At 28.6% G+C, this 15,508-nt stretch carries 10 protein-coding genes, 3 tRNA genes and 1 other annotated feature; all 13 genes read right to left on the bottom strand.

The window, feature by feature from the left end:
• Nucleotides 1-28: 28 nt before the first annotated feature.
• The 13 genes from addA to serS all read right to left on the bottom strand — a co-directional run bounded on the left by addA (nucleotide 29) and on the right by serS (nucleotide 15,150).
• Entirely contained in the window at nucleotides 29-3,775 is a 3,747-nt protein-coding gene (gene addA, locus BTM21_RS00165) for a helicase-exonuclease AddAB subunit AddA (protein ID WP_021876662.1), read from the bottom strand.
• A 2-nt stretch (nucleotides 3,776-3,777) separates the two neighbouring features.
• Complete coding sequence (gene addB, locus BTM21_RS00160; RefSeq protein ID WP_079480994.1) at nucleotides 3,778-7,215, bottom strand: helicase-exonuclease AddAB subunit AddB; 3,438 nt, start codon at nucleotides 7,213-7,215, stop codon at nucleotides 3,778-3,780.
• Nucleotides 7,216-7,258: 43 nt separating this feature from the next.
• Nucleotides 7,259-7,777, bottom strand: a complete 519-nt coding sequence (locus BTM21_RS00155; protein WP_079480993.1) for a GNAT family N-acetyltransferase — start codon at nucleotides 7,775-7,777, stop codon at nucleotides 7,259-7,261.
• A 174-nt stretch (nucleotides 7,778-7,951) separates the two neighbouring features.
• Entirely contained in the window at nucleotides 7,952-8,896 is a 945-nt protein-coding gene (locus tag BTM21_RS00150; protein ID WP_079480992.1) for an ROK family protein, read from the bottom strand.
• Nucleotides 8,897-9,071: 175 nt separating this feature from the next.
• On the bottom strand, nucleotides 9,072-10,076 hold the full coding sequence (locus BTM21_RS00145; protein WP_021876658.1) for a LacI family DNA-binding transcriptional regulator: 1,005 nt from the start codon (nucleotides 10,074-10,076) through the stop codon (nucleotides 9,072-9,074).
• Nucleotides 10,077-10,178: 102 nt separating this feature from the next.
• A tRNA-Ser gene (locus BTM21_RS00140) sits at nucleotides 10,179-10,269 on the bottom strand.
• A 30-nt stretch (nucleotides 10,270-10,299) separates the two neighbouring features.
• Nucleotides 10,300-10,390, bottom strand: a tRNA-Ser gene (locus BTM21_RS00135).
• A 119-nt stretch (nucleotides 10,391-10,509) separates the two neighbouring features.
• A tRNA-Ser gene (locus tag BTM21_RS00130) sits at nucleotides 10,510-10,600 on the bottom strand.
• Between the two features lie 124 nt (nucleotides 10,601-10,724).
• Nucleotides 10,725-11,111 (bottom strand): aspartate 1-decarboxylase, encoded by a 387-nt coding sequence (panD, locus tag BTM21_RS00125; protein ID WP_021876657.1) that lies wholly within the window; start codon nucleotides 11,109-11,111, stop codon nucleotides 10,725-10,727.
• 13 nt (nucleotides 11,112-11,124) lie between these two features.
• Entirely contained in the window at nucleotides 11,125-11,970 is an 846-nt protein-coding gene (gene panC / locus BTM21_RS00120) for a pantoate--beta-alanine ligase (RefSeq protein ID WP_021876656.1), read from the bottom strand.
• Between the two features lie 15 nt (nucleotides 11,971-11,985).
• Nucleotides 11,986-12,813, bottom strand: a complete 828-nt coding sequence (panB, locus tag BTM21_RS00115) for a 3-methyl-2-oxobutanoate hydroxymethyltransferase (RefSeq protein ID WP_079480991.1) — start codon at nucleotides 12,811-12,813, stop codon at nucleotides 11,986-11,988.
• On the bottom strand, nucleotides 12,810-13,601 hold the full coding sequence (locus tag BTM21_RS00110; protein WP_242944824.1) for a Rossmann-like and DUF2520 domain-containing protein: 792 nt from the start codon (nucleotides 13,599-13,601) through the stop codon (nucleotides 12,810-12,812). The genes panB and BTM21_RS00110 overlap by 4 nt, the downstream gene beginning before the upstream one ends.
• Before the next feature lie 271 nt (nucleotides 13,602-13,872).
• Nucleotides 13,873-15,150 (bottom strand): serine--tRNA ligase, encoded by a 1,278-nt coding sequence (serS, locus tag BTM21_RS00105; RefSeq protein WP_021876653.1) that lies wholly within the window; start codon nucleotides 15,148-15,150, stop codon nucleotides 13,873-13,875.
• A 68-nt stretch (nucleotides 15,151-15,218) separates the two neighbouring features.
• Nucleotides 15,219-15,420 (bottom strand) — a binding site (T-box leader).
• Between the last annotated feature and the right edge of the window lie 88 nt (nucleotides 15,421-15,508).

Raw genomic sequence — 15,508 nt, 5'->3', positions numbered from 1 at the left:
ATATGAATTTCCATATATGACCTTCATCTTATAGCTTTAGCTCTTTGTTTAAGTAAAATAAATATAAGTAACTTTCCTTTACTCTTTTACCTGTAACTTTTTCTATTGCTTTCTTATAATATTCTATTTGAATTTTATATTTTTCCTTCATACTTTCTTCTTTACCTAATTCAACATAATCTGTTTTATAATCTAAAAGTACTATTTCATTTTCTTCTTCAAAAAAGCAATCTATAATTCCCTGAAGTCTTATTTTCTCATCTTTATAAATTTCTTTAGGTAATGTCTTATCTATATCTAAGCTACTAACCTCTGTAAAGAATGGGAATTCTCTTTTAAGCATTCCTTCACTATAATAGGCTTTTAGTAATCTCTTTCCTAAATCACTATCAAAAAATCCTTTTATCTTATTACAATCTATTACTGATGCTTCTTCTTTGGTTAATAATTCATTAGCTTTCATATTATCTATTTGCTGTTTAATATCCTCTAAAGTATTAATTTTATCTAAATCAAGTTTTTGCATTACAAAATGAATTATCGTACCCTTTTCTGATCCTGATAAACCTTTCTTTTCTTTAAGGAATCTTGGCTTAAACTCTTCCTTATCACCAAATATTTTAACTGTTCTTAAGTCTTCATCCTCTTCCTCGTAAGCTGCTCTTTTTAAATCTGAAACTGAAATGTTACTTGGTAAAGTTCCTGACGCTGAATATTTATATTTATACCCAAGTCTTCTTTCTATTTCTTTATCCACAACCTCTACTTCAGAAGTTATAAACAGTTTTCTTTCTTCACTTTCATCCACAGACTCATTTTTCTTATCCACAGTTAATAAGTTTTTATTCCAAAACTGTACACTCCATGTGGAAAAGTCATTTGTTATTATATCTTTATATGCACCTATATAATCCCTTAGTGGATTTCCATCTCTATGCTTACATAAAGCCATTCCAATCCAATCTAAATAACTTTTCCCCTTTAAAACCTCTGAAGGTAATACTAACTCTGAATCTAAAGCAGCAGCTGAACACCATTTAGATATAGATTTTTCTAAATTACTAGTTGCTCCTGTAATTATCAACTTTTCTTTGGCCCTTGTAAATGCAACATAAAGAATTCTCATTTCTTCTGATAATGTTTCAAGACGTATTCTTTTTTTAATTGCTTCTTTAGGAAGTGTACTATATGCATTTCTCTTTTCTAAATCCACATATTCCGGACCAAATCCTAAATCATCATGATATAAAATTGGATTATTTAAATCCATAAGATTAAATTGCTTTCCTACTCCTGATGTAAATACAACAGGGAACTCAAGCCCTTTACTTTTATGGATACTCATAATTCTAACTACATCTTCATTTTCCCCAAGAATTTTTGCACTCCCCATATCTCCTGAAGATTTTCTAAGCTTATTAATAAAGTTTATAAAGTTAAATAATCCCTTAAAACTAGTTTGCTCATATTGCTTTGCTCTTTGAAATAATATTTTTAAATTCGCTTGTCTAAGCTTACCATTAGGCATAGCTCCCACATATCCATAATAAGCAGTATCCATATATAAAAACCAAATAAACTCATCTATAGGAGTATATATAGCTCTTTTTCTCCAAACTTCTAAGTTTCTTATTAACTCAATACATTTTCCTTTTAATTTAGAATTAACATCATATTCACTATTAGCTATTCCACTAATAATCTCATAATAATACTTCTCCTTATCTAAAAGTCTTATATCTGCAAGCTCTTCTGCTGTAAATCCTATAATAGGTGATCTCAATACAGCAATCATAGGAATATCCTGCATTGGATTATCTATAATTTTTAAAAGAGACATTATAGTTCTTATCTCTATAGATTCAAAATATCCTGTTCCAGTATCTGCATAAACAGGAATACCTTCATAACCTAATTCATCTAAGAATATTTCTGACCAATTTTTAGTTGCTCTTAATAAGATTACTATATCTTTATATTTTAAAGGTCTATATTCTCCTGTACTTTTGTCTATTACCTTATAAACCTCTCCATTTTTAGGGTTTATAAGGTCATTTATTCTTTTTGCAACAATTCTAGCTTCTAATGTAATTCCATCTAATTCTTCTTCCTCTTCTGAAGAATTATCATCACTATAATCCTCTATATCCTCTTCATCTAAAATACCTGATTTATCTAATATATGAAGTTCTATAGGTCCTGCTGTTATTACATTATCTTCATTTATTTCTTTATAACTAGCACCTAAGTTTAAGCTTTCTTCTTCCGTATATTCTAATTCTCCAACTGTTTTTGACATAACCATTTTAAATATAAAATTAACACCACTTATAACTTCTTCTCTACTTCTAAAGTTCTTATATAATTGGATCTTCCTGTTGATTTCACCTTCAGTTAATGGGTATTTATTATATTTATCTAAAAATAATTCAGGTTTCGCTTGCCTAAATCTATATATACTTTGTTTAACATCTCCAACCATAAATACATTAGGATTTTCCATAGTCTTTCTAGATACTAAATCTATTATAGTTTCTTGTACATTATTAGAATCTTGATATTCATCTACCAATACTTCATCAAAATATTCTCTAAAGCTTTCTGATACCTTTGAAGGTTTTATATCTCCATTTTCATCTACTTTTATTAATATCTTTAAGCATAAATGTTCTAAGTCATTAAAATCTAATATATTTTTTTCTTTCTTTTTTTCAGCAAACCTTTTAGAAAACTCTAATGTTATATTAGCTAATGTTTTCATATATGGATATGAGTTCCTTATACCATCTAGAGATTCTTCTGGTGTCATTGAAAAACTATCTTCTATAAGCTTATTTATCTTTTTCTTTATACCATCTCTAATATTTTTAACGTTTTTTTGTGCTTCTTCATCTTCTACTTTGTTTTTTCTAACTACTTTAAGCTTTATAAACTCCACTGATGATAAACTTTTAAATAAATCCTCTATTCCTCCATCTAAAGAATAATAAACATTCTGTAAAGCCTCTATATCACTTATAAAGGCTTCTAAATAAGGTTCTAACCCTTCAGTTTCGTTTATTATATCTACAGCCTTTCTTAGCATGCTTAAATATCCACTTACTTCAACAGCTATATTATCCTTTAATACCTTTATCCATTCAGTATTATTTAATTCTTCTAAAGTGTTTATATTAAATTCCTCTGCTTTTTCAAGTAACCACCTTTCTGGCCAAGGTCCACTCATAGAAAATCTATATAAATCTAAAACTATATCTTTTAACTTTTCATCATCTCTATAACCACTATAAGATTCTAGTAAGTTTTTAAAATCCTTATCTTCTTCTTCATAATAATCTTCAAACAATTCATTTATAATCTCAAGCTTTAATAAAGTATTTTCTGTTTCATCAGATATTCTAAAGCTAGGATCTAAATCTATTGTATGAAAATGATTTTTTATTACATCTAAACAAAATGAATGCATTGTTGTTATATTAGACCTACTTAATAATGTTAATTGTCTTTGTAGTACCTTAGAATTAGGATTTTCCTCTAATGCTTTAGAAATAGCAGCTGCTATTCTCTCCCTCATTTCAGCAGCAGCTGCTGATGTAAAAGTAACTACTAATAGTCTATCAATATCTATAGGATTTTCTTCATTTGTTATTATCCTTATTATTCTTTCTACTAATACAGCAGTTTTACCAGATCCTGCTGCTGCCGCTACTAAAAGATTACAATTCCTTGTAGTTATTGATTGTAATTGCTCTTTAGTCCATCTAGTTTCACCCATAGTTACTTTTCACCTTCCTTTTTAATATCTGCTACCTTATCTCTCATTGATTGCCAAAGCTCATCATTATCTTTCTTTAAAATAACCTTATACTTATTATCTTCTATTCCTGTATCAAATTGACATATAGATGAATAATCACAATAAGTACAATAATTAGTTTGTTTAGTTTTACAAGGTTCTATTTTTATAGCTCCACTTAACATTTCTTCACAAATCTCAATCATTTTGTTATTAACATATTCCCTCAATATTCTAAATTGCTCTTCTGTAACTACTGAACTTTTATTTGTAAAGTCACCATCTTTTTTAAATGCTGCTGGTACAACTAAAGAATATGTCTCCATATTTTTATCCATTGCCCTAACTAATTTAGCATCTTTTAATACTAATCCATTCATTTTTAATTTATCTAAAACTTGCTTTTGTATTTCTGCTTCTTCTAATTCCTTTTTAGATTTTATTATTGGATCATCTATTTTAAAATAAAGTATAGCACCAGGTATGGCTTGCTTTTCTAAAAGATACTTTGAATTCTTAAGTAATGCATCTAAATAAACTAAAAGTTGTATTTGAAGTCCATAATAAAGTTCATTTAAATCAAACTTCTTAGCTCCTGATTTATAATCAACTATTCTTAGATATGTATTTCCATCCATCTCTAAGGTATCTATTCTATCTACTCTTCCAACTAAATAAACAGTGTCCTTAGAAGGTAAATCTATTTTTATAGGTTCTCCATCTTTGAAGTTTCCAAAGGAAAATTCATTTTTGAATACTTCAAACTCGCCTCTTTTCATTTGTTCAGCAATTACCATAACTGATTTAGTTATAGTTCTTTTAAATCTATCAGCAAAGTACATATATCTCTTATTACTATTTAATATTGAGTTTGAATCCTCTGCTAATTTTCTACTTATTAACTGTCCTATAATTTCCTTACATCTTTTCTTATCTAAATCTGCCCAAGCTATTTTTTCATCTTTAACTTTATTGGTAAAGTCATCTAATATATCATGCATAAAAGACCCTAAATCAGGTGCTGTAAATTCATATACCTTTCTATTCTTAGCCTTTAATCCATATTGAACATAATATCCAAAAGGACATTGTGAATACTTTTCTATTCTTGAAACACTAAACATAAGCTTTCCACTATCACTTGCATAAAGCTTTCTTATTTTTTCTTTTGGCATATTTTCAACTAAATTAGAATAATTTAACCCATTAAACATTCTTTTTATCTTGTCAGTAAACTCATCACTTTCTTCAAACCATTTAAATACTTCTGCCCAATAACTTTCTACTTCTTCTTTTTCAAAATCCATTCTCAAAGCTGATATAAGTTCGTTAAAAGTTGGAGTAGGTGCTGTTATTTTATTGAATTTATCTTTAGCTAATCCCTTGTTGTATATATCACTTTCTTCTTCTAACCTTGGAAATATCTTTTTAATCCTAGGAATTATTATAGATGGTCTTAATGATTTCCCCTCAAAGTCTGCCATAGGATAGGTAACCATTAAATATTCTGATGGTATTGCTAAGGCTGTATAAACCATAAATTGTTCTTGGAAGGCTCTACTCTTAGTATCTACGCCTAGTTCTATACCTTTTTCCTTAAGTAAATTTCTCTCTCTATCTGATAAAATACCCTCTTCTTTATTTGCAGATGGGAAAATTCCATCATTTACTCCAACTATATATAAAGCCTTAACTTCTCTTCCTTTTATTCTATCAATATTACCAATATTAATTTGATCTAATGACATAGGAATAACTCCTATTTCTTTTTCTTCAAATCCTGAAACTAATATTTTTGTAAACTCTTTAATATCTACAACTTCATCACCTAATACTTCAACAGCTTGATCTAACATATCCATAACCATAGCAGGAACTTGATTATATTCCTTTATTTTATCTTGTAAGCCTTGCTTATCAAACTCTTCAAGCCAAATTTCCATAACCTTAAATACATCTAATTCTACTAAAAACTCATATAAAGATGTACATAACTCTATTACTTTCTTATCACCCTTAATTTTGTTATGTAAATTAATTAAAGGTCTTCTTACCTCTTCCATTATTTCAGTTATTAATATTTCATTTTGTGTTGCTTCGTCTTGTATTATCAACTCTCCAGTCCACTTGTAACCTTTTATTCCATTAGCTAATACATAGTTTTCTAGTATATCTATATAATTAGAATCTATAGTTATAAGTCCACTTTTTAAGTATTTAAATACACTTTCATAAGACCAATTACTTATTAATATTTCTAATGCTGATATTATAAGAACTATTAATGGATTATTTAATACATCTCTTTTCTTATCTAAGAAATATGGAATATTATACTCATTAAATATTACAGAAGTTATTTTTTCATAATTATCTATTTCCCTACATACTACTGCAATATCTTTAAATCTATAATCATTATCTCTAACTAATCTTAGTATGTCCTTTGCTATTGCTTCAATTTCATCATAACTATTGTTAGCTTTATATATTCTTATATCTTTTACATCCTCTTTATATTCTTTAAAAGGATAAGTAAAAAAGTGTTTTTCTATATGCTGAATTTCTTTACTATTTTTAAATCTATAAGAAAATCCTTTATTTAAATTTATAGGCTCCATATATCCAATATTATTTTCTTGCATCATTTTTAAAACCTTATTCTCAGTGCCTTTTATTATATCAAATACATCAGTTTCATCACTTGTAGAGCCTTGACTTAAATTATCACAACATAAAGTTATATTTATAGTTTTAGCTTTTTTAGCTAACATTTTTATAACTTCTATTTGTTGTGGAGTAAATGTTATAAACTCATCAATCCATATTTCTGAGTCATCATATAAATTACAATCCTTTAACTTTTTTGTAAGTAGTATTAGTTCATCTTCTGCATCTATATAATTCTTATGCAAAGTATCATTAAATTCTCTAAATAATAAACCTAAATCCTTAATTTTCTTTTTTAATTCTTCATCTTCTATATCTATATCATTTTCCTCTAACATTTCCGGGGAAATGTTGTAATTTTTAAATTCAGTTATTGCTTTTGATACTATCCCTGTAAATCCTTGTTGCTTTGACATTCTATTAAAGTATTCAAGTTCTTCGCCTCTATCCTTAAGCAACTTATAAATTAACATATTTTTTCCTGTATCTTGCATTCTTATATTTGTACGTCCACCACATTCATCAAATACCATATGTGACATTTTTTTAAAACTTAAAACTTCTGATGTTAATAAACCTGGTTCACCAACCATATCTAAAAGTTTCTTTTGTGTATCAAAGGTATATTGTTCTGGAACTAATAAAATTAACTTTCTATCACTCCCATTATCTATTTTCTTTTTTATTTGTTCTAAGCAAAATTTACTTTTCCCAGTTCCTGATCTACCAAATATAAATCTTATTCCCATATCCACCCTCCTAATTATTAATATACTTTAATTATTACCGTAATTATAATTTAAATTCAGCTCTTAGCATACCCATTACTATAGTATCCAAATATTCTCCCTTTAAATAATACTTACTTCTTCTAACTCCTTCTTCTATAAAACCTAGTTCTTTATAGAAATTAACGGCTCTAGCATTTTCCTTAACTACTTCTAATTCTATTTTATGAGCTTTCTTTTTGTAAAATAAATATTTGCATAATTGTATTGTCGCATCTCTTCCATACCCATCTCCCCAATAAGCTCGTCCTATTGTAATCCCTATTGAATAAGTATCTATAGTGTACCTATTTTCCTTGTAATAAACATACCCTATAACTTGTCTATCATTATTTACTATAGTTAATTCTTCTCTATTAGGTCTATTTAAATGTTGAAACTGATCCATAATAGTTCCCTTTGATGGAATTCCTACAGAACCATAATTATATTTCAAAACTTCTTTGTCTGTACAAATATTATATAAAGCCTCTATATCCTCTTTAACCACACTTCTCAAATACATTTTATTTCCAAAAATCATTATCCCAACCCCTTTATACTTGTTTCTACTTGAATAATACACCCACATTCAACATTTTTCCAATTTATTGAATATAAACTCTCTCTATTAAGTCTTTGTAACATCTATTTTCTCAATATTTTTCATATTAACGTAAAAATAAGAGTCCAGTATTATACTGAACTCTTATTTATCCTATTTACTTTCTAATATTGCTAAAGCCGCTGCTCCTAAAACACCTGCTTTACTGTCTAAAACAGCTTTTTCAACTTTACAATTAGTAGCTATAGTTCTTAAGCATCTTCTATTCATTTCTTCTTGAATTTTATCAAAGACGATTCTTCCGCCATTACTTACTCCACCACCGATAACTATAATATCTGGGTCAAATATATTTGCTACATTAGTTACTGTAATACCTAAATATGATAATGCATTATCTAATATATCTTTAGCTACAAGATCTCCTTTTTCAGCTTCTATAAATACTTCTCTTGCTGTAACCTTATCATAGTTTTTTAAACTTGTATTTGCATTACTTGCTACTGCCTCATTTGCTCTTTTCATTATAGCTGTTCCTGATGCTAAACTTTCTGCACAACCAGTATTTCCACAGCCACATCTTGGACCACCTTGCATTACTGTCATGTGTCCAACTTCTAGAGCATTTGCTGTGCTACCTCTAAATAAATTTCCGTTTAATATAGCACCACCGCCTATTCCAGTGCTAGCAGTTATAAATACCATGTTCTTGCTTCCTTTACCAGCTCCAAACATGAACTCACCTAAAGTTGCAACATTAGCATCGTTATCTAAATAAGTATCTACCTTATATTTATCCTTTATTGGTTTAACTATATTAAAGTTTTTAAATGGTAAGTTAGGAGTATAAACTATTAGTCCTTTTTCTACATCTAAAGGTCCTGGTGATCCAACCCCTATAGCTTTAACTTCATTTATATCTGTACCTTCTAATACAGTATCTATTGTATATAATATTTTCTCTAAAACTGCAACTTCGCCTTTTTCAGCTTCTGTTTTAATTGTTATTTCTTTTTTTATATTTCCTTCTAAATCAACTAAAGCTGTATAAATCTTAGTCCCACCTAAATCAACACCAATTACAAATTTTTTATTCATGTTTACCTCCATACATACCTTTACATATATTTTAATATATATTCATTTCTATACTATATAGTATATCATTGATAAAATCGTTTATAAAATTTAAATTTACTTTTAATCTTAAATTATCTTTATTTAGCTTAATATAATATTCATTATACAACCGTTTGCACAGTTTTTGCAAAATTTATTTTTTAATTGATTCTCTTTCTATTAATTCTGTTTCAATTATATAATTTGATACGCCATCAATTCTACCTTCTAGTTTATCAATTAATAACTTAGCAGCATAATATCCTAGTTTATTTGAATTAATATCTACAGATGATAATGGTGGATTTTGATATTTAGATAACGGTGAATTATTAAATCCAACTAAATCAATTGTAGTAATATTTTTTTCTAATAAATATTTTTGTACTCCAAAAGCTAATAAATCATCTGTTGTTACAATAGCTGTAGGTTCTACTATACTTAATAATGACTTAGCTCCTTTATATCCTTGTTCTTCAGTGAAATTTTTTAAATCCATAATTAAATTACTATCTATCTTAATACCATTGTCAATTAATGCTTCTTGATACCCCTTTAATCTATCTATAGAAACATTTAAATTTCCTCTGGCACCCATAAAGCCTATTCTCTTATGCCCCTTTTTTATTAAATGACATACAAGATCCTTCATTGCCTTAACATTATTATTATCAACCCATAAAACATCACTTGCTTCTTCAGGTCTACCTATTACTACAAAATCTACTGATTGCTCTTTTAGATACTTTATACACTTATCATCTTCTTTAGAATTTAAAAGACATATTCCATCTACTAAATTGCTATCAATAAATCTTCTTATCCACACTTCATCATCTTTGTCATCTTCTTTAAAGGCATACATTATATAATAATTTTCCTTTTGAGCATATATACTCATACCTCTCATTGCTTGAATAAAAAATGGATTTTCAAATAACCCCTCTGCACTTTGTGGTAATACTGCTGCTAATATTTTAGTTCTATTATTGGCTAATCCTCTTGCAATAATATTTGGTGTATAGTTAAGTTTTTGTACAGCTTTATTAACCCTTGTTTTAGTTTCTTCACTTATCCTATTACTATTAGATAATACTCTAGATACTGTTGATGGAGATACATTTGCCTCTTTTGCTACATCTTTGATCGTTATTTTCATATAGCCTTTCCTCTCTACCCTTTTTGTTAATTAATACAATTATATTATTTATTTTTTAAAATTTAAATACAAAAAAAACATCTAACCTAAGTTAGATGTTCTTGGCGGAGAAACCGGGATTTGAACCCGGGCGCCAGTTGCCCGACCTACGCCCTTAGCAGGGGCGCCTCTTCAGCCACTTGAGTATTTCTCCATGTGCCTTACATTATATTAAATATAAAACTGGCGGAAAGACAGGGATTCGAACCCTGGGTACCCGTAAAGGTACGCCGGTTTTCAAGACCGGTGCCTTAAACCAACTCGACCATCTTTCCATGTTCCACGTCTTACGACAGTTATTATTATAACAACGTATTTTTTAACTGTCAACATATATTTAAATATTTTTTTGTTTTTTTATTTATTTTTCGACCATTAATTTTTGACAAAAAAATGGCGGAAAGACAGGGATTCGAACCCTGGGTACCCGCAAAGGTACGCCGGTTTTCAAGACCGGTGCCTTAAACCAACTCGACCATCTTTCCACGTCTCACGACAAAAATTATTATATCAGCACCTATTAATTATGTCAACACTTTATATAAAAAAATTATATATTTTTTAAAATAGGTAGCTATATTTCTATAACTACCTATCTAAAGTTAAAATTTACTCTGATAATTGTCCATGTTTTTCATATCTTGTAACACTACTTATTTTATTTTCTTCATTTACAAAAACTACTTTTGGTTTGTGATCTATAGCTTCATCATTCTCTAATTGACAATAACTCATTATTATTATTTTGTCTCTAACTTGAACACATCTCGCTACTGCTCCATTAAGACAGATCATTCCAGATCCTCTTTGTCCTGCTATAGCATATGTTTCAAATCTACTTCCATTATTTATATCAACTATTTGAACCATTTCATACTCTAATATTCCAGCTGCTTCTAATAATTCTTCATCTATAGTTATACTTCCAACATAATCTAATTCGGCTTGAATTACTGTTGCTCTATGAATCTTTCCCTTTAACATATTTAATTTCATTTTGCCCCTCCAATTAAACTTCAAATGTAAAATTATCTATTAACCTAGTTTTTCCTATATAAACTGCTATAGCTACTAATACATTTCTATCTATTTCTTCTACAATTTCCATAGATATACTGTCAACAACTTCAATATAATCTATTTTAGCTAACGGTTCCTTATCTATATTTTCTTTTATTATATCCCTTATTGCTTTAGCACTTCTTTCCCCATTATTTAATTTATTTCTTGCAATTTTCAACGATTTATTTATTATAGTTGCTGCATTTCTTTCTTCTAGTGATAAATAAGTATTCCTAGAACTCTTAGCTAGTCCATCTTTTTCCCTAACTATTGGACATCCTATTATCTCTATATCTATATTTAAATCTCTTACCATTCTTTTTATTACAGCTAATTGTTGAGCATCCTTTTCCCCAAAATATGCTTTATCTGCTGATACTATATTAAATAGTTTAGATACCACTGTACAAACCCCTCTAAAATGAATTGGTCTGCTTTTACCACACAATTCTTTTGTTAACCCATTAATATCAACAAAAGTAGCAAAATCATCATAATACATTTCTTCTTTTTTAGGATAGAATATCAAATTCGTTCCTGCATCTTTACATATACAGCTATCTCTCTCTAAATCTCTTGGATATTTATCTAAATCTTCTTTAGGCCCAAATTGAATTGGATTTACAAATATACTGACTATCACTTTATCATTTTCAATTGCCGCTCTTCTTATTAAGCTTTCATGACCTTCATGTAAATATCCCATAGTTGGAACGAATCCAATACTTAATCCAGCCTTCTTCCATTCTTTAACCTGTAATCTAATATCTTTTATACTTTCTGAAATTCTCATAAATATACACCTTAATTAGTAAAGTTTTTCTATTACTTCATCACTAATTTTAAAGCTATGTGACTCTTCTGGGAAAATACCATCTCTAACTTCATCTATATATCGATTAAATGCATCCTTCATTACATCTCCTACCTTTGCATACTTCTTAACAAATTTAGGAGTAAAATCATTAAACATACCTAACATATCTTGATAAACCATTATTTGTCCATCGCATTTATTTCCTGCTCCGATTCCTATAGTAGGAATATTTAATTCATTAGTTATTATTTCTGCAAGCTTAGCTGGAACACATTCTAAAACTACAGCAAAAGCTCCTGCTCTTTCTACTGCTTTAGCTGCCTTTATTAACTCTCTTGCAGCTTCTTCACTTTTACCTTGAACCTTAAATCCACCAAGAGCATTGACAGATTGTGGGGTTAATCCTATATGTGCCATTACAGGTATAGATGCTTTAACTATAGCTTCTATTTTGTCGCATACTTCTACTCCTCCTTCTAGCTTAACTACGTGAGCTCTCCCCTCTTTTATAAGTCTACCTGCATTTACTACAGCATCATAAACTGATGTCTGATATGACATAAATGGCATATCAGCAACAACTAATGTATTCTTTACACCTCTGGATACTGCTTTAGTATGATGAATCATATCCTCAATAGTTACAGATAAAGTATCTTCATATCCTAAACATACCATTCCTAATGAATCTCCAACTAATATCCCATTAATACCTGCTTCATCTATTATTTTTGCAGTTGAATAATCATATGCTGTAAGCATTGTTAACCTTTCATTTTTTACTTTCGCACCTTTAAATGTAATAGCTGTATTTTTCATTTTTTGCCTCCTAGATATTCTTCTATTTCTTTATAATCTCTATCTTTATTCTTAATTTTTGCAATCTCTAAAATATTTTTAGATAACATCTTATATAACTCTTTATCTATACCATATAAAGAGTTACAATGAGCCTTAATAGTATTTAAATCTCCTCGTTCAACTGGACCTGTTAAGCTTTCTACTACACCTTTTTCTTTTATATTTTTTATATTGAATGTAATTAATGGATATAAAGAATTAATAGCGTCTTCTTCATTAAAACCACATTTCTCTAAATAATTAATTCCATTATTAATAAGACCTATAACAAGGTTACTTACAACAACGGAAGCAGCATGATATAAAGGCTTATTTTCTTCCGTTATTACAGTTGTTTTATTTCCTAATGATTCTATAACTTTCTTAAAATCACTTATATGTTTATCATGTCCTTCAATTGTAATAAAAGCTTCTTTGAGATTTTTATAAGAATTATACTTGTCTGAGATTGCTAACATAGGATGAATTGAATATCCATAAGCACCATATTTGTTTATATTTGAAAAGATATTTGAAGATAATGATCCACTACAATGGCAAATCATTTTATTTTGAATAGACAGTTCTTTTAATTCATTCCAAACCCTTTGAATTTCTCCATCTGGGGTAGTAATGAAAATAGCATCACTTTCATTTATGATGTCTTCTAAATTATTATATTTTTTTGTATTTGTAAAAATTGAGGCTTCATATGCGGAGTCCTCATTTCTACTATAGTATCCAGTTACAGTAATATTATTTTCCATAAAATATTTTCCTAAAGAAAACCCTACTTTTCCTGCACCTATAAATCCGATTTTTATAATTATCACCTCCTAAGCTAGAATGTGATACTATTTTAGTCTCATTCTTAATGATATGAGCTGTCTAATAAAAATAACCAAATATAAATTTAATGGTGTGGTTTATTCTAATACCACCCACATATACATTATCATATATTGTAATTTTACTCAATAATTAACAAATAATTTTTGTAAAAAAGAGATTATAGTTTCCTATAACCTCTTTTAAAATTTATTTTAGAATATCACAATTCATAAATCTTCTTAAAGCTTCTGGTACTTCTACAGTTCCATCTTCTTTTTGATAGTTTTCTAATATAGCTGCAACGGTTCTTCCTATAGCAACTCCTGAACCATTTAATGTATGAACAAATTGTGGTTTATCTTTTGGAGTTTCTTTATATTTTATATTAGCTCTTCTAGCTTGGAAATCTTCAAAGTTTGAACAACTTGATATTTCAACATATCTATTATAACTTGGCATCCATACTTCTATATCATACTTTAATGCTGCTGTGAATCCTAAGTCACCTTTGCATATTCTTACTATTCTATATGGTAATCCTAATCCTTGTAATACTGATTCTGCATCTTTTACTAATTTATCTAATTCATTATAACTATCTTCTGGTTTACAGAACTTAACTAATTCTACTTTATTAAATTGATGTTGTCTTATAAGCCCTCTTGTATCTCTACCAGCTGATCCTGCTTCTGCTCTAAAACAAGCTGAATAAGCAACATGTTTAATTGGAAGATCTGTACTCTTTAATGTTTCATTCCTATACATATTAGTTACTGGAACTTCAGCTGTTGGAATTAAGAAGTAGCCATTATTCTCAACCTTAAATGCATCTTCTTCAAACTTAGGTAATTGACCTGTACCTGTCATACTCTCTCTATTTACCATATATGGAGGTAATACTTCTTCATATCCATTTTCAAAGGTGTGCTTATCTAAGAAATAATTTATTATAGCTCTTTCTAATCTTGCTCCTAAACCTTTGTATATAGTAAATCTTGATCCTGTAATCTTACCAGCTCTTTCAAAATCAAATATATTTAAATCTGTTCCTAAATCCCAGTGAGCCTTTGGTTCATAGTTAAACTTTGTTGGCTCTCCCCATTTTTTAATTTCTATATTGTCCTCGTCAGTTTCACCTTCTGGAACTTGAGGATTTGGTATATTAGGCATTCTTAACATTATATACTCTAACTTTTCATCTATTTCTGATATTTTAGTATCATCTTCTTTTATCTTGTCTCCAAGCTCTCTCATTTCAGTCATTATTGCTGTAACATCTTTACCAGCTTTTTTTAATTTAGGTATTTCTGCTGATACTTGATTTCTCTTACTTTTTAATGCTTCAACTTCAACTAATATATTTCTTCTTTGCTCATCTAAAGCTATTATTTCATCTATAGTTGATTCTTGAAAATCTTCCCCTCTATTAGCTAATGCTTTTTTTATTTCTTCTGGATTATTTCTAATTCTTTTTAAATCTAACATTTATATATCTCCTCTCTTGATACTTGAATATTATTTTTTCAAAATAAAAAAGAGCCTTTTCATCCCATAAAAGGGACGAAAGACTCCGCGTTGCCACCCTAATTGATAATATAATATTATACTATCCTCTTAAAAAATATAACGGTTAAATCCGTACTGCTCATCACAGTCCCTCCAAGGTGGATTCATAATACTTTGCTATCGATTCACACCAACCATCGACTCTCTTAAAACAAATAATACTATTACTAGCCTCTTCATAGGTTTAATATTACATTTTAGTTAACTTTAATATATTATACTATAGGTAACTTGTCAATATTTTACTCGTATTTAATTTATTCTTATTTATATTATT

The organism is Clostridium chauvoei, from assembly GCF_002327185.1.
Classification (GTDB): Bacteria; Bacillota; Clostridia; order Clostridiales; family Clostridiaceae; genus Clostridium; species Clostridium chauvoei.
This window is presented reverse-complemented; position numbering and strand designations above follow the sequence as displayed.